Below are 21,005 nucleotides of genomic sequence, written 5' to 3'. Positions count from 1 at the left end.
CATCGTCAACGGTTTCGACCGTTTGGCACCCCCGCCGAACGGTCCTGACGGGAGATTCTCATGCTGAAGAAGGCCTTCGCCGCCACCGCCATCACCGCTGCCGCCGCCGGTGTTCTCTTCGCCGGTTCCCCGGCCATGGCCAACAGTGACGTGTTCACCTCCGGCAACGGCTCGATCCTGGGCGGCAACCAGCTCGTCGCCGACCTGGACGTGCCGATCAACGTCTGCGGCAACTCCATCGCCATCCTGGGCGTCTCCGGCGCCAACTGCATCGACTCCGGCGCCACCGTGAAGAACTGGTAGTAGCCGCGGCGGCTCGGCCCGATCGAACGAACGCCGGTCGGAGACGTCCCGACCGGTCCCTCCGATAGGGGTCCGAGAGCTTTCCGTGTGAGGCGCCATTCCGTGCGAACGGGATGGCGCCTTTCCCGTGTTCGAGCGGAAACGGACCGGCCGTCCACAATCGGGATTGTCGCGGGTCTGGAACCTCGAAAAGCGGTGACGCTGCGCACAGGGACATGAGATGACGTCTCTCCCTTTGTCCGCATCGGAGCCCGAGGAATCGGACACTCAGTGTGAACATGTGTGGATTTCTTGTGATCGATGCAGCTCAAGGCATGTTCTCCGGCGCCGTTCGTCGGTAATTTCTTCCTCGGCGTCACCATGACGTCGAGGAGGAACACCGCGAGTCCGGCGGTCCCCCCGACCGGACGGCTAAGGAGACACGTAGTGCTGAAGAAGACGCTCGCAGTCGGTGCCCTGACCCTCGCTTCCGCCGGGGTCATCCTCTCCGCCACGCCGGCCGCGGCGCACCCTGGAGCCTGGGGCTCCAACGCCAGTGGGAACAACACCTACATCAAGGACTTCGAAGCCGAGAACGAGGGCTGCGGCAACGCCAACGCCGTGCTCGGTAAGTCCCTGGCCTCCTGCTACAACGCAGGGGTGATCATCCAGCACTGACCTCGGACCGGAACCGGAGACCGGGTCGCCTCCCCTTACCCCTGAACGGCGGCCCGGGACCGGTGCCTCCCGAACGCCACCGCGAGGCGGACGGGCGGACCGAGGGACGGAACGGGGGCGGGCTTCGAGCCCGCCCCCGTTCTCGTGTGTCCGGGGGCGGGCCGGCAGGTCACCGGGCCGGGAGGGCTATCGTGTGCTCAGACCACGGCGCGGGAGTCACGGCCGTGCCGGATCAGGGGAGGACACGGAGCACATGGAGACGACACAGGAGCGCCCGGCGCGGCTGCGGATCGGCGTCATCGGGGCCGGTCGTGTCGGTTCCGTCCTCGGCGTCGCCCTGAGCCGGGCCGGACACGAGGTCGTCGCGGCCAGTGCCGTCTCCGAGGAGTCGGTGGCCCGGGTCGAGCGTCGTCTCCCCACCGCGCGGATCCTCGAACCCGCTCGGGTCGTGGAGGCCGCCGATCTCGTCCTGCTGACCGTCCCCGACGACGCCCTCCCCGATCTCGTGGAGGGGCTCGCCGGGACCGGTGTCGACCTGCGCGGCAAGATCCTCGTCCACGCCAGTGGAGCGCACGGCTACGGGATCCTGGCGCCCGCCACCATCGCGGGGGCGCTCCCCCTGGCCCTGCACCCGGCGATGACCTTCACCGGACGCGAAGAGGACGTCGAAAGACTGGCGAACTGCGCCTTCGGGGTCACCTCGCCCGACCAGCTGCGCCCCATCGCCGAGGCCCTCGTGGTCGAGATGGGCGCCGAACCCGTGTGGATCGCCGAGGACAAGCGCACCCTCTACCACGCGGCCCTCGCCGGAGGCGCCAACCATCTGGTCACCCTCGTCGCCGACAGCGCCTCCCTGCTCTCCGCCGCCGGGGTCCCCGAACCCGGAAGAGTGCTCGCCCCGATGCTGAGCGCGGCCCTGGACAACGCCCTGCGCCTGGGCATCCACGGACTCAGCGGCCCGGTGCTGCGCGGCGACGCCGGAACCGTCGCCGGCCACATCGAGCAGCTACGGGAGAACGCGCCCGAGAGCGTGGCGAGCTACGTCGAACTCGCCCGGCTCACCGCGGACCTCGCCATCAACGCGGGGCTGCTCAAGCCCGAGGACGCCGCGCGTCTGCTCGACGTCCTGCGGCGCTGAACCGGGGCATCCGACCCACGCGCGCCGAACACGCGCGATCGCAGAACACCATCACGGAGAGACCGATGACCGACGCCACGCCGCAGCGGCCCACCACCGAGGGCCCCCTCGTCGCGCGTACCCCGGCGGAGCTGCGCCGGGCGCTCGACGGCCGGGGTCGGACGGCCCTGGTCCCCACCATGGGAGCCCTGCACGGAGGGCACCGGACCCTCATGCGTCTGGCCCGGGAGAAGGCCGACACCGTGGTGGTCAGTGTCTTCGTCAACCCGCTCCAGTTCGGTCCGGGCGAGGACCTGGACCGTTACCCGCGCGACCTGCCGGCCGACCTCGCCGTCTGTGGCGAGGAGGGGGTCGACGTGGTCTTCGCCCCCGAGGTCGAGACCATGTACCCCGCCGAGCAGATGGTCACCGTCGACGCCGGCCCCATGGGGGAACGTCTGGAAGGCGCCTCGCGTCCCGGGCACTTCACCGGCGTGCTCACGGTGGTCACCAAACTCTTCCAGCTGGTCCGCCCCGACCTGGCGGTCTTCGGCGAGAAGGACGCCCAACAGATCGCCCTGGTCCGCCGCATGGTCGTCGATCTGAACCTGCCGGTGGAGATCGTGGGCGCGCCCACCCTGCGCGACCCCGACGGCCTGGCCTCCTCCAGCCGCAACGTCTACCTCGACGACGCCGAGCGCGCGAGCGCCCTGTCGCTCTCCCGGGCCCTGCGCGCCGGGGCGGACGCGGCCGACGCGGGGGCCGACGCGGTACGCGCCGCCGCCCGGGCCGTCCTCGACGAGGCGTCCCGCGCCACACCCTCGGTGGAACCCGACTACCTCGCCCTGGTGGACCCCGCCACCTTCGCCGAGGCGCCCGCCGACCACAGGGGGGCCGCCGTCTTGGCCGTCGCCGCCCGTGTGGGGGCGACCCGACTCATCGACAACGTGTCGGTGACCCTGTAGCAGTGCGGTTCCCGGGGCCCGTCCCCGGACCCGGACGTCGACGGGACGCCCGGACGAACCCTCCGATCGAGGTTCCCGGTGGTCACCCCTCCCGGACCTTCGGCGGTGACGCGCGAAAGAGACCCCGGATGAGTTCTGACAGACAGACCCGCCTCCCCGCCCCCGAACCCGGATGGGCCCTCCACACCGACGTGGTGGTGGTCGGTTCGGGCATCGCGGGCCTGAGCACCGCGCTGCGCTACGTCCAACGCACCGACACGGGCCGCGTCGTCCTGGTCACCAAGGATCGGCTGTCCACCGGCTCCACCGCCTACGCCCAAGGCGGGATCGCCGCCGCCATGGCGCCCGAGGACGGTCCGGTCGCCCACATGGTAGACACGCACATGGCCGGGGCGGGGATGTGCGACCCGCTCGCGGTCAACCTCCTGGCCACCGAGGGCCCGGACGCCCTGCGCTGGCTCATCGGCGTGGGCGCCGAGTTCGACCGTGACGACGACGGGGACCTCTCCCTGACCCGTGAGGGCGGCCACCGCGCCGATCGGGTCGCTCACGCGGGCGGCGACGCCACCGGGGCCGAGATCCAGCGTGCCCTCGTCCACGCGGTCCGTGAGGAGCAGCGGATCGAGATCGTCGAGCGCGCCCTGGCCCTGGACACGCTCAGGGACCCCGATACCGGCCGGGTCCAAGGGGTCACCCTGCACGTCATGGGCGAGGGCGAACGCGACGGTGTGGGTTCGGTCCTGGCCTCCGAGGTGGTCCTGGCCACCGGTGGCATGGGCCAGATCTTCGCCGCCACCACCAACCCTCCCGTGTCCACCGGAGACGGTCCGGCCCTGGCGGCCCGCGCCGGAGCCCGCCTGCGCGACCTCGAGTTCATCCAGTTCCACCCCACCGTGCTGTGGCTCGGAGCGGAGGCGCGCGGTCGTCAGCCCCTCATCTCCGAGGCGCTGCGCGGTGAGGGTGCCTACCTGGTCGACGGTGAGGGTCGTCGGATCATGCGGGGCGTGCACGAACTCGCCGACCTCGCCCCTCGTGACGTGGTGGCCCGCACCATCGCCCGGGTGATGGCGGAGCAGAACACCGACCACGTCTACCTGGAGACCCGTCACTTCGGTCGGGTCACTTGGGAACGGCGCTTCCCCACGATCCTCGCCTCCTGCCGGGCCCACGACATCGACCCCCTGACCGAGGCGATCCCGGTCGCCCCCGCGGCCCACTACGCCTCCGGAGGCGTGGAGGTGGACGTCGACGGACGCACCGGCGTTCCCGGCCTGTCCGCCGTGGGCGAGGTCGCCCGGACCGGTGTGCACGGGGCCAACCGCCTGGCCTCCAACTCCCTCCTGGAGGGGCTGGTGTACGCCGACCGGATCGCGGCCCGCCTCGCCACCGAGCCCGGCGCCGTTCCGACCTCGGCCGTCACGACCGGGTCCACCGTCACACTGGCCTCGCCCTCGCTGGCACCCCGTGTCAGAACCCTGATGTCCCGGCACGCCGGGGTCCTGCGCGATGGGGGAGGGCTGCGGACCCTGGTCGACGAACTGGAGGCCCTCGCGGTGGAGCCGGGGCCGGCCGTCCCCGACACGGCCGCCTGGGAGACCACCAACCTGCTCACCGTGGCCCGCCTCGTGGCCGCGGCCGCCCTGGGGCGTGAGGAGAGCCGGGGATCCCACCAGCGCTCCGACGCGCCCGAACCCCGACCAGGGTCGCGTACGCGACCCGTGATCGTCCGACTGGAAGAAGGGGACATCACCGTGACCACCGACGAGGAGCGGCGACCCTCGCTCCCGGCCTCCCTCGTGGCCGAACTCGACTCCATCTCCCTTCCGCTCGCCGGACCGGCCCCCGACCCGGGGGCCCGATCCGAGTTCACACTGCCCTGGACGGCCCCGCACGAGTCCCACGTGGACACCGTCCTGCGCGCCTTGGGCGAGGATCTCACCGCCGGCCCGCGCATCGACGTCACGACCGTGGCCACCATCCCCGCCGACCAGGTCCGCACCGCGAAGGTGGTGGCGCGCGCCGACGGCACGATCAGCGGGCTTCCTCTGGCCGAGCTGGTGTTCTGGCTGGTCGCCGAGGGGGCCCTGGAGGTCACCCGGGAGGTGGCCGACGGTGACACGGTCGCGCGCGGCGACGTCCTCATGAGCGTCACCGCCCGCAGCCGCGACCTGCTCACGGCGGAGCGCACCGCCCTCAACCTGCTCACCCACATGTCCGGCATCGCCACCGCCACCCGCGCCTGGGTCGACGCGGTCGCCGGCACCGGTGCCCGGATCCGCGACAGCCGCAAGACCACGCCGGGCCTGCGCGCCCTGGACAAGTACGCCGTGCGCTGCGGAGGCGGGGTCAACCACCGCTACTGCCTCTCCGACGCGGGTCTGATCAAGGACAACCACGTGGTCGCCGCCGGAGGGGTGGGCGCGGCCGTCCGTGCCATCCGCGAGCGCTTCCCCGGGCTTCCGCTGGAGGTCGAGGTGGACCGGATCGACCAGATCGAGGAGGCGTTGGCGGAGGGGGCCGAGGAGATCCTGTTGGACAACCTCCCAGCGGACCGGCTGAAGGAGGCGGTCGCCCTGGTCGACGGCCGGGCACGACTGGAGTCCAGCGGTGGACTCACCCTCGACGTGGCCGCGGAGGTGGCCGCCACCGGTGTCGACTATCTGGCGGTCGGGGCCCTGACCCACTCCAGCCCCGCGCTGGATATCGCGCTCGATCTGTTCTGAAGGCCCTACGTGGTGGAAGATTCCTTGGGTAGGCACCACGACGACCAAGGATGAGGCCCCCAGAATGCTGCTCGCGATCGATGTCGGCAACTCCGAGACGGTGCTCGGGCTTTTCGACTCCGACGATCTTCTCGAACACTGGAGGGTGGGGACCGACACCAGGCGTACCGCGGACGAGTGGGCCGTGGTGTTGCGCGGGCTCATCGGCGGTAGTGCCCTGAGCGACCTGGGGGAGGTCGACGGCATCGCCATGTGCTGCTCGGTCCCCTCCGTCCAGCACGAGATGCGGGAGATGTTCCGCAGGCACTTCGGAGACCTGCCCGCTGTGATCGTCGAACCGGGGGTGAAGACCGGGGTGCCGATCCGTATGGACAACCCCAAGGAGGTGGGCAGCGACCGGATCATCAACGCGTTGGCCGCCGATCACCTCTATGGCGGCCCCAGCGTGGTGGTGGACTTCGGGACCGCGACCACCTTCGACGCGGTCAGCGCCAAGGGCGAGTACGTGGGCGGGGCCATCGCCCCGGGCATCGACATCTCCGTGGACGCCCTGTCCCGGAGGGGCGCCCAGCTGCACATGGTGGAGATCGTCAGGCCGCGCGCGGCGATCGCCAAGAACACGACGGAGGCCCTCCGGTCCGGGATCGTCTTCGGTTTCGCCGGACAGGTCGACGGCATCGTGGACCGGATGGTCTCCGAGCTCACCGACAACCCCGACGAGGTCACGGTCGTCGCGACCGGCGGTCTCGCGGGCACGGTGATCGGCGAATGCGAGACCGTCGACGTCCACGAACCCTGGCTCACGCTCACGGGGCTGCGCCTGGTCTTCGAACGCAACGTCGGCTGACCCGCCCGATGGTCCGGCCCCGCACGTCCTCGGACACCGCGGGGTCGGACCGGGCCCCGCCGTCTCCGTTCGGCCGGGGTGCCCGACGCCGGTAGGATCGTGGCCGTGAATGACGCGCACGACGACACCTACGACGACCTGCCCGAACAGATGCGGGTCCGGCGACAGAAACTGGACCGTCTCCGGGAGGAGGGCATCGACCCCTTTCCCGTGAACTTCCCGCGGACCGCGTCGATCGGTCCCGTGCGCGACGAACACGAGGGCCTGGAGCCCGATACCCACACCGGGGACAAGGTCGCCATCGCCGGCCGTGTGATGCTCTACCGCACCGGTGGCAAGCTGTGCTTCGCCACCCTGCGCGACGAGACCGGGGACGTGCAGATCATGCTGTCCCTGGACCAGATCGGCAAGGAGCGTCTCGACGCCTGGAAGGCCGACGTCGACCTCGGCGACCACGTGGGTGTGGAGGGCGAGGTCATCACCTCGCGCCGCGGAGAGCTGTCCATCCTGGTGAGCTCCTGGACGCTCACGGCCAAGTGCCTGCGTCCGCTCCCGGAGAAGCACAAGGGTCTCACCGACCCCGAGGCCCGGGTCCGGCAGCGCTACGTCGACCTGATCGTCAACCCCGAGTCGCAGCAGATGGTGCGCCGTCGTTCGGCCGCCATCCGGGCGATCCGCGAGGGGCTGAGCGACCGCGACTTCATCGAGGTGGAGACCCCGATGCTGATGCGGGTGCACGGTGGCGCCACGGCGCGTCCGTTCACCACCCACATCAACGCCTACGACATGGACCTGTACCTGCGCATCGCGCCGGAGCTGTCGCTCAAGCGGCTGGTCGTGGGTGGGCTGGAGAAGGTCTTCGAGATCAACCGGAACTTCCGGAACGAGGGCGCGGACTCCACGCACAACCCCGAGTTCACGATGCTGGAGTTCTACCAGGCCTACGCCGACTACAACGTCATGGCGGACGTGACCCGCGAACTCATCCAGAACGCGGCGCTCGCCGCCTTCGGCACCACCATGGTCGAGCGCGACGGTCGGACCTATGACCTGGGCGGCGAATGGCCGCGGATCACCCTCTACGGAGCTGTGTCCGAAGCGGTCGGCGCCGAGGTCACCCCGCGTACGCCGATCGAGGAGGTCCGGCGGCTGGCCGAGGCCCGCGATGTGGAGTTCGACCCGGCCTGGGGTCAGGGCAAGCTGGTCGAGCACATCTTCGAGGAGCTGGTGGAGCACACGCTGATCCAGCCCACCTTCGTGTGCGACTACCCGCTGGAGACGAGCCCCCTCACCCGTCAGCACCGCGAGGACCCGCTGCTCACCGAGAAGTGGGACCTCATCGGCTTCGGGATGGAGCTGGGCACGGGCTACTCGGAGCTGGTCGACCCGGTCGAGCAGCGCCGTCGCCTCACCGAACAGTCGCTGATGGCGGCCGAGGGCGACCCCGAGGCGATGCAGCTCGACGAGGACTTCCTGCGGGCCCTGGAGTACGGAATGCCGCCGACCGGTGGTGTGGGCGTCGGTATCGACCGTCTGCTCATGGCCTTCACCGGAAAGAACATTCGGGAGACCGTTCTCTTCCCGATCGTGAAGCCCTCCGGGGAGTGACCGAGAACGTCCGTCCGCTTTCGGGCGAACGGATGCGAAGCGGATCCCCATAGGGGAGGACCGAAAGACCCGGAAGGGGCCGTCGCGTCATAGACGCGGTGGCCCCTTCCATATACCGATCCCCTCCCGCCCCATGGTGTGGGGCACGCGATATGGCTCACCTTTCGGCCATGTGGAGCGAACTCCGGGCCAGAACGTGATGGCCTCTCGGACAGAGAGGACTTTTTCCGTTCTTCCCGTTCGGGTGAGGAAGAGGTCTCTCGGGGGATATCGTTCACGCAGGTCAGGAGGGAAAGGCCGCAACGCCTTCCACGACTTTATGGCCCAGTGTCTCCGGGTGATCACCCATGGTGATTTATTGGGCCTTGACGGTATCATCCGAGCCGCCTAGCGTGCTGAGAGCGGGCTTTGGTCCGCGAGTTCGCCGAAGTGGATCGAGAACAACGGTGAGCAAGGGGTCGGGTCGAGAACGGTCCTCCGGCCCCCGCGCACGAGCCGACGGCGTGATCTGTCCGTCCCAGATCACAGAGCCGAGGCCGTGCGACCCGTGCTCTCCGAACCGACCTCCACCCCTGTGCCAGAGGGGTTCGCGAGGGTCGCTCGGAATGGCCGGGGCTCACCACGCGCCGACAGCCGGTCGGTCGCGCGCTTCGGTGACGAGTCGATGTTCCGCACTCACATGGATGAGGGAGGACGGAGTGGAACAGGCCACACTCGTACGACGTACCGTTGAGGAGCAGGGTCTCACGCGGGAGACCAGGGAGAACGTGGTTCCCCTGGCCAGGCGGGAGAGCGCCCTCGGGGGTTCCTACACCCCGGTCGAGCTGAGCCACGAGGAGCTGGAACTGCTCGCCGAGATCGCCACCGGTGTCACCACCGAAGTGGCCGCTCGGCACCTCGAACTCAGTGCCCGGACCCTGCGCCGTCGCATTCGCAACATCTGCGATGTGCTCGGGGTGAACACACCGATCGAGGCGGTCGTCTGGGCCGCCCGCCGCCAGCTCATCTGAGCCGGGCCCGTCCGAGGGGACGGGCGAGACCACGGGCATACCGGGCCGACACGTCACGAGTCCCGCATACCGGAGGAAGAGCGTTCCGGTCAGGGTTCGAGTGGGCGTAGTCTGGTCCGGCTATGCCCGTTCGTCATGTTCGGGTACGTCGGGCGCGCACGCCCGACGTCACCCACATCCGCCGTCTCGTCGACACCTACTCCGTGGACCGACGCGTGCTCTCCAAGAGCACGGTCAACCTCTATGAGGACATCCAGGAGTTCTGGGTGGCCGAGGCGGAGATCGTGCCCGAGACCCCCGAAGGGGCACCGGTGGGGGAGGCCGTGCGCTCCGTGGTCGGCTGCGGCGCTCTGCACGTTCTCTGGGAGGACCTGGCCGAGGTGCGGACCGTGGCGGTGGATCCCTCGCTCCGCGGTTTCGGGGTCGGTCACCGTATCGTCACCGCCCTGCTCGACACGGCGCGGGAGTTGGGTGTTCGTCGAGTGTTCTGTCTGACGTTCGAGACGGGATTCTTCGCACGGCACGGCTTTGCCCCGATCCAGGGAACACCGGTCTCCTTCCGTGTCTACGAGGAACTCCTCCGTTCTTATGACGAGGGTGTGGCGGAATTCCTCGACCTGGAACGGGTCAAACCCAACACGCTCGGGAACACCCGGATGCTCCTACACCTCGACGTCGAGTCCCGAGGTGTCTCGAAGTAAAGCTTTTAGGGTACGGATAGGTCCTCCTTCCCATACGTCCCAACGCTTCCGGGAGGCTCTCCCGAGAGGAAGGACGCTTAAGTGCACCGCGTGGTATGGGGGCGGAAGAGGACGGGTAATGTGTACCTGCGTCCAACGGGGGCGGCCGGTTCGCCGAGAGTCGATGAGGCGGTACGGTGCCCGCGTTTTCCGGATCTGCCGAGTGGCCGTCCTCAGCCCGAGTCGGCGATCCGGTACGGGGGTGGAACGGACGATCGGACATTGCTCTCTCCCGGGCTTTGCCGGGGGTCTTCGGTACGTCCGGTGTCAAACCGGGGGCAAACGATGTCTATGATGTCTGGTATGCGTTTGTCCGGATGCCCGGTGCGCGCCATCCCCCAGGAGTGACCCGACACTGAGTCGGGTATTTGCTGCAATAAGTAACAACCAGGAAGGGTGGGCCGCTTCGATGGGCGACTTTTTGTCATCGGTGCTTCCTCCTGGGCTGATCGACGTATTGTCCGCGCTCATCCCACCGGTGGTTGTCGCGACCGTGTTCTGTACCTTCGTCATCAAGCTGCTCCGTAAGGAGATGGCTCCGAGACGTATGGACGGCAGCCTGGTCAGCGAGGGCGCGGCCGGTGGCGGTTTCGTGGTGGACAAGGGCGAGACCGGGGTCGACGAGACCGTGGTGACGAACAAGACGTCGATGGTCCAAGGCGAAGAACGAGCCGATTCCGACGGCCGTTAGATACGGTGCCGGCCCGAACCGGTACCGAGACCCCTGATACAGGGGATGCACGCGTGTGCGGGCGGACTCGATGCCCCGCGCGTCTTCGGTGACCCGGAATCCCATCGGGCCGGCCTCTCGCGATTTCTGACGCGCCGGGAATTGTCTTCCGCGTTCTCGCGAGATAGCTTTATATTCAGGTGTGGAGACACCGCTCTTCTGAAAGGTTTGATTCCATGGCACAGAAGGTCCAGGTTTTCCTGGTAGACGACCTCGACGGTGGCGAGGCCGAGGAGACGGTGACGTTCGGTCTCGATGGATCGACGTACGAAATCGACCTCAGCGCGGATAATGCCGCCAAGCTCCGTGAGGCCCTTACTCCGTTCGTCGAGGCTTCTCGCAAGGCCCCGTCGAAGCAGGGTCGTGGTGGCGCCCGGCGCGGAAGCCGGAATGCCCCCAGCCGTGAGCGCAGCGCGGAGATTCGCGCCTGGGCGAAGGCCGCGGGCAAGCCCGTCAATGAGCGCGGGCGTATCCCCGCCGCCATCGTCGCTGAATACGAGGCCATCAAGGGTTAGGTTCGTCACCGCCCTCGGTCGCCGGAATAACGCCGGCACTCGAACCGATTTCGTTCCGACCACGCCGACGTTCGTACCCGAACATCCCGAAGGCCCTCCCGAGCGGAGGAGGCCTCGACACACCGGATGTAGGGGTTAACGGGGGATGCGGGGTTCCGGAGAATCGGGCGAGGAGTCCGGTCGGGGAGCGCCAAGCCGGTGCGGAGACCGTTCGTTGGAGGACACCCGCGAGACGGGCACGCGGTTCCCGCTCCTGTTTGGCCCGAACCCGAACCGACCGGGCCCTCGAGATGTCGACATCGGTGTGATCCGACCCTCCGTCGCGGGTCGTCGCATCCGAACTCCGGTGGTCGACGATGACCCTTCGGTCGATGTGGCTTTTTCGCTCGAACAACAACACGCCTTCGGCTTGTTCGCTAAGAGCCGATAATGGGGCTTACGCACGTGCGGCCCGGGCACTCTCGTGATGGATGGGAGGCCCGGGCCGTTCGCCTTCGGCGTACAGGGAAATCTGACGCGCCAATTGGTAGTTGGATGTTGGGTGAACGCCCTATCGTCGGGGAAAGTCTCTGGCACGGACGGCTGCGGTCGGCCGTACGGAGATGTTCGTCCCCACCGGCCCCGGTCGGTGAGGACGGGCGGGTGCGACAGTGCTCCCCGGGGCGGTTATCCCTGTGGGGCCTATATGCGGAAGAGTTGGGTCGGAATGAACCGTCCCTGCCTGACCGCTCTGTAGAGGAGCGACGAGACATGTTCGAGAGGTTTACCGACCGCGCGCGGCGAGTGGTGGTTCTGGCCCAGGAAGAGGCCAGGATGCTCAACCACAACTGCATCGGTACGGAGCACATCCTGCTCGGCCTCATCCACGAGGGTGAGGGTGTCGCCGCCAAGGCCCTGGAGAGTCTTGGTATCAGCCTCGAAGCGGTTCGGCAGCAGGTCGAGGAGATCATCGGCCAGGGCCAGCAGGCTCCGTCGGGGCACATTCCCTTCACCCCGCGGGCCAAGAAGGTCCTTGAGCTGTCGCTGCGCGAGGCGTTGCAGCTCGGCCACAACTACATCGGTACCGAGCACATCCTGCTGGGCCTGATCCGCGAGGGCGAGGGCGTCGCCGCCCAGGTCCTCGTCAAGCTGGGCGCCGACCTCAACCGGGTCCGCCAGCAGGTCATCCAGCTGCTGCACGGCTACCAGGGCAAGGAGCCGCAGGCCACCGGCGCCTCCTCCGAGTCCACCCCTTCCACTTCGCTGGTGCTGGACCAGTTCGGCCGCAACCTGACGCAGGCCGCGCGTGAGTCCAAGCTCGACCCTGTCATCGGTCGTGACAAGGAGATCGAGCGGGTCATGCAGGTCCTGTCCCGCAGGACCAAGAACAACCCGGTCCTTATCGGTGAGCCCGGCGTCGGTAAGACCGCCGTCGTCGAGGGCCTCGCGCAGAAGATCGTCAAGGGTGAGATCCCCGAGACCCTCAAGGACAAGCAGCTCTACACGCTGGACCTCGGTGCCCTGGTCGCGGGCAGCCGCTACCGCGGTGACTTCGAGGAGCGCCTCAAGAAGGTCCTCAAGGAGATCCGCACCCGCGGCGACATCATCCTCTTCATCGACGAGCTGCACACGCTGGTCGGAGCGGGCGCGGCGGAAGGTGCCATAGACGCCGCCTCCATCCTGAAGCCCATGCTGGCCCGGGGTGAGCTCCAGACCATCGGCGCCACCACGCTCGACGAGTACCGCAAGTACCTGGAGAAGGACGCCGCGCTGGAGCGCCGCTTCCAGCCGATCCAGGTGGACGAGCCGACGATCACGCACGCCATCGAGATCCTCAAGGGTCTGCGCGACCGTTACGAGGCCCACCACCGCGTCTCGATCACCGACAGCGCCCTCGTCGCCGCCGCGCAGCTCGCGGACCGCTACATCAGCGACCGCTTCCTGCCCGACAAGGCCATCGACCTCATCGACGAGGCCGGTTCGCGGATGCGCATCCGTCGGATGACCGCGCCGCCGGACCTGCGCGAGTTCGACGACAAGATCGCCAAGGTGCGCCGGGACAAGGAATCGGCCATCGACGAGCAGGACTTCGAGAAGGCCGCGTCCCTGCGCGACGACGAGAAGCAGCTGCTCAACAAGAAGGCGCAGCGGGAGAAGGAGTGGAAGGCCGGCGACATGGACGTCGTCGCCGAGGTCGACGAGGAGCTCATCGCCGAGGTCCTGGCCGCCTCCACCGGTATCCCGGTCTTCAAGCTGACCGAGGAGGAGAGCTCCCGCCTGCTGCGCATGGAGGACGAGCTCCACCGTCGGGTCATCGGCCAGGAGGACGCCATCAAGGCGCTCTCGCAGGCCATCCGCCGTACCCGCGCCGGTCTGAAGGACCCCAAGCGTCCCGGTGGCTCGTTCATCTTCGCCGGTCCGTCCGGTGTGGGTAAGACCGAGCTGTCCAAGACCCTCGCGGAGTTCCTCTTCGGGGACGAGGACGCGCTGATCCAGCTCGACATGTCCGAGTTCATGGAGAAGCACACCGTCTCGCGTCTGTTCGGTTCGCCTCCCGGCTACGTCGGCTACGAAGAGGGCGGCCAGCTCACCGAGAAGGTGCGCCGCAAGCCGTTCTCCGTGGTCCTCTTCGACGAGATCGAGAAGGCCCACAACGACATCTTCAACTCGCTCCTGCAGGTGCTGGAGGAGGGTCGTCTCACCGACGCCCAGGGTCGCAACGTCGACTTCAAGAACACGGTCATCATCATGACGACCAACCTGGGTACGCGGGACATCTCCAAGGGCGTGGCCATGGGCTTCGCCAAGGAGGACGACGCCAACACCAACTACGAGCGGATGAAGGCCAAGGTCAGCGAGGAGCTCAAGACCAACTTCCGGCCCGAGTTCCTCAACCGTGTGGACGACGTCATCGTCTTCCACCAGCTGACGGAGAAGGAGATCTTCCAGATCGTCGACCTGATGATCGCGAACCTGGACAGCAGGCTCAAGGAGAAGGACATGGGCATCGAGCTTCGGCCGAACGCCAAGAAGGTCCTCTCCGAGCGCGGCTTCGACCCGGTTCTGGGCGCGCGGCCGCTGCGTCGCACGATCCAGCGGGAGATCGAGGACCAGCTGTCCGAGAAGATCCTGTTCGGAGACCTCAAGGCCGGCCAGATCGTCGTGATCGACGCCGAGGGCGAGGGCACGGACGCCAAGTTCACCTTCAAGGGTGTTCCGAAGCCCGCCGAGGTGCCGGACACCCCCGAGGTGGAGTCCGCCGCCCAGGGCGAGTGAACATGACGGTGTGACCGCGGGTCCCGCCGAACGAGTCGGGGACGTCCCTTCAAGGGGCGTCCCCGTCGTCGTTCTTCGAACGATTTCCCTGCTAAGGACGGTGGCCCGGGGATAGGGTTCCCCTGTGGCTTACCCCGACGACCCCGGCCAGGGCGGCGAACGCCCCCCTGCGGGGCCCCCTCCCGCGCCCGAGCACGTCCACGGCCCGCCCGCATGGCAGGGGCCGCCACCCGGGTACCCGCCGCGAGGGACGCCGCCCGGATATCCGCCTCAGGGGCCGCCGCCCCGGCGAGGGAGCGCGCTGCCCTGGGTGATCGGTGGTGGAGCCCTGGCCCTGTTCCTCGTGGGCGCCGCCGGGTTCGGACTCTGGGCCTTCACCCGGGGAGGGCTCTCCGAAGGGGGCTCCGCAGGGGTCCTGACCTTCGAGGACCTGTCCAAGGAACACGTCGACATCGGCGAGAAGGTCGACTACGGGCAGCATCCACCGGTCGGTGGAGAGCACTACCCCTTCTGGCAGAACTGCGGCGTGTACGACGAGCCCATCACCGTCGAGGCCGCCGTGCACTCACTCGAACACGGAGCCGTCTGGATCACCCACGACCCGGACCTGGACCCGGCCGACATCGAACGGTTGACCGCCCACCACAGCCCCGGCTCCTACGTGATCGTCAGCCCGATGGAGGACCTGCCCGCACCGGTCGTCGCCTCGGCCTGGGAGGCTCAACTCATGCTCGACGACGCCTCGGACCCCCGTATCGGCACCTTCCTCCGCCAGTACGAACAGAGCCCGAACGCCCCCGAACCCGGGGCGCCGTGCAGCGGGGCCTACGACGGCACCCAGGCCGAGTTCGACGAGCACGGCTTCGACATGGAGGCCATGGAATGAGAAGGGGTCAGGCGGGGAGGGCGTAGCGGCCGTCGTCCAGGGGGTCGACCAGGCCGTCGGAGACCAGGGCGTCCAGGGCCCGCTCACGCTGGATGTGGTCGTCCCAGACGGCGTCCAGCGCGGACTTGACCACCGGCTCGCGTGAATCGCGCAGGACCGCCAGCAGCTTTCCCCGGACCTGACGGTCGGTGCCCGCGTAGATCTGTCCTCGACGCGGCGGGCCGTCGTGCGGCGGCTTGCCCGCGATCCGCCAGGCGCACTGTCCGGCGATCGGACAGTCCACGCAGCGCGGGGACCGGGCGGTGCACACCAGGGCGCCCAGTTCCATCACGGCCACGCCCCAACGGGCCGCCACGGACGGCTCCGAGGGCAGCAGGGACTCGGCCAGCGCGGTCTCCGCCTTCGTCTGGGTTTTCGGTGGGTACTCGATTCCGGTTTCGGCACGGGCTAGAACACGACGCACGTTCGTGTCCAAAATGGCGTGCCGTTGTCCGAAGGCGAAACTCGCCACCGCCGCCGCCGTGTAGGCGCCGATTCCGGGGAGTGACAGAAGGGTCGCGTGATCGTCCGGAACCTCGCCGCCGTGTTCCTCGGTGATGGCGACGGCGCAGGCGTGCAGACGGAGGGCCCTGCGGGGGTAGCCCAGCCGGTTCCACATGCGGACCGCCTCGCCGGAGGGCTCTTCGGCCAGGTGGGCGGGGGTGGGCCAGCGTTCCATCCAGGCCTGCCACGCGGGCAGCACCCGTACGACGGGGGTCTGCTGGAGCATGATCTCGCTGACCAGGATGGACCAGGGCGAGGCGTCCGGGTGACGCCAGGGAAGGTCTCGGGCGTTGGTCTCGTACCACGCCAGAACCGCGGTGCTGTAAGGGTTATCGCTCATCTTTAACGGGAATCCGGCGGGTTGAGTAGGTAGGTGGCGCGCAAAACCGCAATACTACGGCCCATGGCGTCAAGTACCGGACACCCCGCACCTGTCAGCAAGGACATCTACTGGAGGCGACGGGCCTTCGTCATGATCGGGGTGCTGCTGGTGCTCGCGTTGATCGCGTACGCCTGTAGGCCTTCGGACGGGGCGAGCGAGACGAGTTCCAACCAGGCCGCCATCGAAGACCCCTCGGCCTCTCCCAGTGTGCCCGAGGAAGAACCCTCGGAGGACCCGTCCGAGGAACCGGAGGAGGAGCCCTCCGCTTCCGCCTCCCCGTCCGAGGAGCCCTCGGAGGGCGCCGGGAAGGACGATGACGAGGAGAAGGCGGAGGACGAGGAGTCCGAAGAGTCCGGAGAGGCCGCGGCCCCGAAGAGCCCCGAGGACGCCTGCCGACCGCAGGACGTGGTGGTCACCTTCGACTTCGCCGAGAAGGACCGGGACACCTACGGGGGCGGCGCCGGCCCCGGCTTCAAGGTGACCGTGGTCAACATCGCCGAGCAGACCTGCACCGTGGACGTGGGCCCGGAGGCGGTCGAGCTGATCATCCACTCCGGGAACGACAGGATCTTCTCGACGGCCGACTGCGCCGAGGGCAAGCGGGAGAAGCAGCAGCTCACCCAGGGGCGTCCGTACGAGTACACCCTGGACTGGGAGCGGAACCGCTCCTTCACCGACTGCCGCGACTCGTCGGCCAAGGCCCAACCGGGTTGGTACAAGGCGAACCTGAAGGGCGACCACGTCGGCAACGTCGACCAGCTGGTCTTCCAGCTTCAGTGAGGAAAAAGCGTCGAATCAGGGAAATGCCACGACTCTTCGTCATCACTTCACTACTATTAGTGGTGAATCTGGTGTCGTCGATGTTGGAGTGAACCCATGAGGACTGCCCTCACCCTTGCTGCGGCCGCCGCCCTGGCCCTCTCCCTGACCGCTCCCGCGCAGGCGGAGACCACCCGGTACTCGCTCACCGTGCAGGGCGCCCCGGAACAGCAGGGGGACGGAGCCATCGGCTGGGCCCGGTCCATGGAGCTGGAGTGCGGTCCGGCCGGCGGCGGGCACCCCCGGGCCGACGAGGCCTGTGAGCTGATCGAGGCGGCCGGCGGGTCGATCGCCGACGTCCAGGCCGTCCGGGACGGCGCCTGCACGATGATCCACCGGCCGGTCACCGCGATCGCGGTCGACGGTGACGGGGAGCGCTACGAGGAGACCTTCGGCAACGACTGCCTCCTCTCGATGGCCAAGGGCGCCATCTTCGACTTCTAGACGGTCGTGGGGCCGAAGAGGAGATCCTCTTCGGCCCCACGCGTCATGAGCGCCGACGGCGTTTGGCCACCCAGGTCAGGGCCTCGATCAGCTCCTCCACCTCATGGGTGCGGATGCCGGGGATCGGATCGCCGAAGTTCTTGGGCACGACCGCGTCGGTGAAGCCCAGCCGCTGGGCCTCGGCGACCCGGCGGCGGACCCCGTTGACCGCGCGTACGTCCCCGGCGAGCCCCACCTCGCCGACGGCGATGAAGCCGCTCGGGAGCGCGACGTCGTTGTTGGAGCTGCCCGCCGCGATGGCCAGGGCCAGATCGACCGCGGGTTCGCCCAAACGGACGCCGCCCACGGTGGACGCGTACACGTCCATGTTGGCCAGTTTCATGCCGGTGCGCTTCTCCAGGACGGCCAGGATCATGTTCACCCGTGAGGTGTCCAGTCCGGAGGTGGCCCGTCGAGGGGCGGGCAACGGGGTAGGGGCGACCAGTGCCTGGACCTCGGTGATGAGGGGACGCCGTCCCTCCAGGGTGACGGTGACGCAGGTGCCCGGGACCGGGTCGGTGCGTTCGGTGAGGAACAGTCCACTGGGATCGGGAAGGCCCTCGATGCCCTTGTCGGTGAGCTCGAAGACGCCGATCTCGTCGGTGGGACCGTACCGGTTCTTGACCGCGCGCAGCAGACGCAGCTGGGAGTGGCGCTCGCCCTCGAAGTGCAGCACCACGTCCACCAGGTGTTCCAGGAGCCGGGGGCCCGCGATGGAACCGTCCTTGGTGACGTGGCCGACCAGCACGGTCGCGATGCCGCGCTCCTTGGCGATCTGGATGAGGGCGCCGGTGACCTGGCGGATCTGGGTCACGCCGCCGGGGACCCCGGTGGCCTCGGGGGAGACCATGGTCTGGACCGAGTCCACGATGAGCAGGTCGGGGGAGACCGCGTCCACGTGGGAGGCCAGGGTGGCGACGGAGGTCTCCGCGGCCAGATACAGGCGATCGGAGAGCGCCCCGAGACGTTCGGCCCGCAGACGCACCTGTCCGGCGGACTCCTCGCCGGTGATGTAGAGGACGGAGGCGTTGGCCGCGCGCATGGCGGCGACCTCCAGGAGGAGGGTCGACTTGCCGACTCCGGGCTCTCCGGCCAGCAGCACCACGCCGCCGGGAACGGCGCCTCCGCCCAGGACCCGGTCGAGCTCGTCGACCCCGGTGGGGACCGCGGCCGCGCTCTCCACACTGATCTCGGTGATGGGGCGGGCCCGGGCGGTGACGGGGGCCGGAGCGACGGCGGTCGGCGCGGGGGCTCCGGCCTCCTCGACGGTGCCCCAGGACTGACATTCACCGCAGCGGCCCACCCACTTGAGAGTGCTCCATCCGCACTCGACACACCGGAACGAGGTCTTCGCTGCTTTTGCCATGGTCGCAACGCTAACGGGTGTCGGGGACAGCCTCGGCTGGAGGTGAAGGGCGCCGAAGGACATAAGAAAGTTACCTACGAGTTAGCCCGTAGGTTTCGTAGCTCGTGTTAGAGAATGTGTGGGGAGTCACTCCCCAGGCGGTTCTGACGACTCCCATGCCCCCGCTCCTTGAGAGAGGAAGACCCTCGTGTCCCGCTCACACGAATCCCCCGTCCCCCACTCACACGAATCCCCCGTCCCCCACCGTTCCCCCCTTCCGCGCCGGCGCGGACTGTCGCGTCTGATGGCCTCGGTCGCGATCGCGGCCCTCGGCGTGACCCTGGCCTCGGCCCCGGTCGCCGCCGAAGAGGTCGAGGCGGCCGAATTCACCAGTTACGTCGCCATCGGTGACTCCTTCACCGCCGGCCCCATGGTCCAGGCTCAGGCGCAGATGCCCCTCCTGGGCTGCATGCAGTCCTCCGTCAACTACCCCAAGCGGCTGGCCGAGGAGCTGGGGATCGACGACATCACCGACGTCAGCTGCTCGGGCGCGGTGATGAACGACCTCTACGAGAAGCAGTTCGACGACACCGAGCCTCAGCTGGACGCGCTCGGCCCCGAGACCGACCTGGTCACGGTGGGCATCTCCGGCAACGACTTCGGGTTCTCCGAGGTGCTCGTCGAGTGCGCGAAGAGGAGCCTGACCAACCCGCTGGGCAGCCCGTGCTCGGACTACTACGGCGGTGACCTGGACGACCGGATCGACGGTCTGCGCGACGACCTGAACCAGGTCTACGCCGACATCGCCGAGCGCAGCCCGAACGCCACGGTGCTGAGCATCGGCTACCTCCAGATCATGCCGGAGAGCGGTGGTTGCTGGCCGAGCACGCCGATCTCCCGCGGTGACGTGCCCTTCGTGGACCAGGCGCAGATCAGGCTCAACGCGATGATCGCCGAGGTCTCCGAGGCCAACGGCGCGACCTTCGTGGACACCTTCGAGCGCGGCCACGACGTCTGTCAGGGTTCGGACACCCGCTGGGTCGAGGGGCTGATCCCCGAGGACGGCGCTCCGGTGCACCCGAACAACCTGGGCATGGCGGCCACGACGGACTTCATCCGGAGCACCCTCGGGGTGCCCAGTCCGTAGTCGCTCAGTGTGACCGACCCCGATGGACGCCCTGCGGTTGATACTTCTATGACCGCTATGTCCGTCGGGGTCAAGCACTCTTTACCGTCTTTGGAAGCCGATTAGGCTACGGAGAGTGATTCTTCTCGATGTCTGTGTGACGAATGGTGTGTCGGCGTTCGGGAGACCCACGTCACAGGGGCGTGGTCCGCGTCGGCGGATCCAGGAGAGACACATGCGCTCACCCCGACATCACGAGCAAACGCGGGCCTGCCGTCCCACCACGGACCCGGGGCGACAGGCCGAGAACGACCGGAGCCTCCGAGGGGGGACGCGCGCACTCGCGGTCGCCGCCCTCTCCACGGCGCTCCTGGCCACCGGGGCCGCACCGGCACTCGCCCAGAACCTCGCACCCTCCGGGACCGCGGAGGCGCCCGTCCCGGAACGGGTGCACCAGTCCCTCGCCTCCTCCACCGTCGAAAAGGCGATCGACGCCGCCGAGGCCCAGAAGGGCAAGCCCTACGCGTGGGGCGGCACCGGGCCGGGATCCTTCGACTGCTCGGGACTGGTACAGCACGCCTTCAAGGAGGCCGGGGTCGACCTGCCCCGGGTCGCCCAGGACCAGGTCTCCTCCGGCGAGCGGATCGCCTACTCCGAAGCCCGACGTGGAGACCTTCTCTACTGGACCGACGGAAGCGGATACGCCTACCACGTCGCCATCTACCTCGGAGACGACCGCATGATCGACGCGCCCAGGACCGGAGGCTCCATCTCCGAGCGCGAAGTCATGCGCTACAACCTCGCCGGCGGCGTACGCCTCTAGTCGTCTTCTCGCACTCTTCGACGGCCGTTCCCCGTGCACCCGGGCCACGGCCGTCGCCCCTTTTCCCGGGGCGCGCCGACGGCGGGATCACCTCCGCCCGCCACGCCGCGTTCGTCCGGGCGACCGTG

At 68.5% G+C, this 21,005-nt stretch carries 19 protein-coding genes; 17 read left to right on the top strand and 2 right to left on the bottom strand.

Going from position 1 to position 21,005, the window contains the following annotated elements:
• Positions 1 to 60: 60 nt before the first annotated feature.
• From TR33_RS06925 to TR33_RS06865, 13 genes are all read left to right on the top strand, one after another.
• The gene (locus TR33_RS06925) at positions 61 to 303 is read left to right on the top strand and encodes a chaplin family protein (protein ID WP_014911011.1); all 243 of its coding nucleotides are present in this window, start codon (positions 61 to 63) and stop codon (positions 301 to 303) included.
• 426 nt (positions 304 to 729) lie between these two features.
• Positions 730 to 960 carry a hypothetical protein gene (locus tag TR33_RS06920; RefSeq protein ID WP_014910087.1) on the top strand — a complete coding sequence of 77 codons (231 nt, stop codon included), beginning with the start codon at positions 730 to 732 and terminating at the stop codon, positions 958 to 960.
• A gap of 253 nt (positions 961 to 1,213) precedes the next feature.
• Positions 1,214 to 2,098: a Rossmann-like and DUF2520 domain-containing protein gene (locus TR33_RS06915; RefSeq protein WP_014909730.1), complete on the top strand. Its 885-nt coding sequence runs from the start codon at positions 1,214 to 1,216 to the stop codon at positions 2,096 to 2,098.
• A gap of 65 nt (positions 2,099 to 2,163) precedes the next feature.
• The gene (gene panC / locus TR33_RS06910; protein WP_042282206.1) at positions 2,164 to 3,042 is read left to right on the top strand and encodes a pantoate--beta-alanine ligase; all 879 of its coding nucleotides are present in this window, start codon (positions 2,164 to 2,166) and stop codon (positions 3,040 to 3,042) included.
• 128 nt (positions 3,043 to 3,170) lie between these two features.
• Positions 3,171 to 5,765, top strand: coding sequence for an L-aspartate oxidase (locus TR33_RS06905; protein ID WP_017534632.1), 2,595 nt, complete (start codon positions 3,171 to 3,173; stop codon positions 5,763 to 5,765).
• Positions 5,766 to 5,829: 64 nt separating this feature from the next.
• A complete protein-coding gene (locus tag TR33_RS06900; RefSeq protein ID WP_014912894.1) occupies positions 5,830 to 6,612 on the top strand; it encodes a type III pantothenate kinase in 783 nt (260 codons plus the stop codon).
• Positions 6,613 to 6,717: 105 nt separating this feature from the next.
• Positions 6,718 to 8,220 (top strand): bifunctional lysylphosphatidylglycerol synthetase/lysine--tRNA ligase LysX, encoded by a 1,503-nt coding sequence (gene lysX / locus TR33_RS06895; protein WP_014909234.1) that lies wholly within the window; start codon positions 6,718 to 6,720, stop codon positions 8,218 to 8,220.
• 698 nt (positions 8,221 to 8,918) lie between these two features.
• The gene (locus TR33_RS06890; protein ID WP_014908395.1) at positions 8,919 to 9,230 is read left to right on the top strand and encodes a LuxR C-terminal-related transcriptional regulator; all 312 of its coding nucleotides are present in this window, start codon (positions 8,919 to 8,921) and stop codon (positions 9,228 to 9,230) included.
• Positions 9,231 to 9,352: 122 nt separating this feature from the next.
• Positions 9,353 to 9,931, top strand: a complete 579-nt coding sequence (locus TR33_RS06885; RefSeq protein ID WP_017534634.1) for an amino-acid N-acetyltransferase — start codon at positions 9,353 to 9,355, stop codon at positions 9,929 to 9,931.
• A 448-nt stretch (positions 9,932 to 10,379) separates the two neighbouring features.
• Positions 10,380 to 10,661: a hypothetical protein gene (locus tag TR33_RS06880; protein WP_026125014.1), complete on the top strand. Its 282-nt coding sequence runs from the start codon at positions 10,380 to 10,382 to the stop codon at positions 10,659 to 10,661.
• Between the two features lie 215 nt (positions 10,662 to 10,876).
• Positions 10,877 to 11,215 (top strand): histone-like nucleoid-structuring protein Lsr2, encoded by a 339-nt coding sequence (locus TR33_RS06875; protein ID WP_014908917.1) that lies wholly within the window; start codon positions 10,877 to 10,879, stop codon positions 11,213 to 11,215.
• Positions 11,216 to 11,965: 750 nt separating this feature from the next.
• Entirely contained in the window at positions 11,966 to 14,470 is a 2,505-nt protein-coding gene (locus tag TR33_RS06870; RefSeq protein WP_084570222.1) for an ATP-dependent Clp protease ATP-binding subunit, read from the top strand.
• A 310-nt stretch (positions 14,471 to 14,780) separates the two neighbouring features.
• Complete coding sequence (locus tag TR33_RS06865; RefSeq protein ID WP_017534637.1) at positions 14,781 to 15,356, top strand: thioredoxin-like domain-containing protein; 576 nt, start codon at positions 14,781 to 14,783, stop codon at positions 15,354 to 15,356.
• 7 nt (positions 15,357 to 15,363) lie between these two features.
• On the opposite strand, the gene TR33_RS06860 is transcribed toward TR33_RS06865, so the two are convergent.
• Positions 15,364 to 16,239 (bottom strand): iron-sulfur binding domain-containing protein, encoded by an 876-nt coding sequence (locus TR33_RS06860; protein WP_042282203.1) that lies wholly within the window; start codon positions 16,237 to 16,239, stop codon positions 15,364 to 15,366.
• A gap of 63 nt (positions 16,240 to 16,302) precedes the next feature.
• Here TR33_RS06860 and TR33_RS06855 point away from each other — a divergent pair, with 63 nt between their 5' ends.
• Together TR33_RS06855 and TR33_RS06850 are read left to right on the top strand one after the other, a co-directional pair.
• Complete coding sequence (locus TR33_RS06855; protein ID WP_017534639.1) at positions 16,303 to 17,061, top strand: hypothetical protein; 759 nt, start codon at positions 16,303 to 16,305, stop codon at positions 17,059 to 17,061.
• A 96-nt stretch (positions 17,062 to 17,157) separates the two neighbouring features.
• Positions 17,158 to 17,544, top strand: coding sequence for an SSI family serine proteinase inhibitor (locus tag TR33_RS06850; protein ID WP_014911141.1), 387 nt, complete (start codon positions 17,158 to 17,160; stop codon positions 17,542 to 17,544).
• A 43-nt stretch (positions 17,545 to 17,587) separates the two neighbouring features.
• Here the strand turns inward: TR33_RS06850 and radA are convergent, their stop codons facing one another.
• Positions 17,588 to 18,949, bottom strand: a complete 1,362-nt coding sequence (gene radA, locus TR33_RS06845) for a DNA repair protein RadA (protein ID WP_081536501.1) — start codon at positions 18,947 to 18,949, stop codon at positions 17,588 to 17,590.
• Between the two features lie 283 nt (positions 18,950 to 19,232).
• On the opposite strand from radA, the gene TR33_RS06840 reads away from it, so the two are divergent.
• Positions 19,233 to 20,075 carry an SGNH/GDSL hydrolase family protein gene (locus TR33_RS06840; RefSeq protein ID WP_042282616.1) on the top strand — a complete coding sequence of 281 codons (843 nt, stop codon included), beginning with the start codon at positions 19,233 to 19,235 and terminating at the stop codon, positions 20,073 to 20,075.
• 214 nt (positions 20,076 to 20,289) lie between these two features.
• Positions 20,290 to 20,877, top strand: coding sequence for a C40 family peptidase (locus TR33_RS06835; protein ID WP_014910691.1), 588 nt, complete (start codon positions 20,290 to 20,292; stop codon positions 20,875 to 20,877).
• Positions 20,878 to 21,005: the final 128 nt, after the last annotated feature.

This window comes from Nocardiopsis alba (assembly GCF_000710955.1).
GTDB classification, from domain to species: domain Bacteria; phylum Actinomycetota; class Actinomycetes; order Streptosporangiales; family Streptosporangiaceae; genus Nocardiopsis; species Nocardiopsis alba.
Note: the sequence above shows the minus strand (reverse complement) of the source record. Positions and strands in the feature narration are given on the sequence as shown.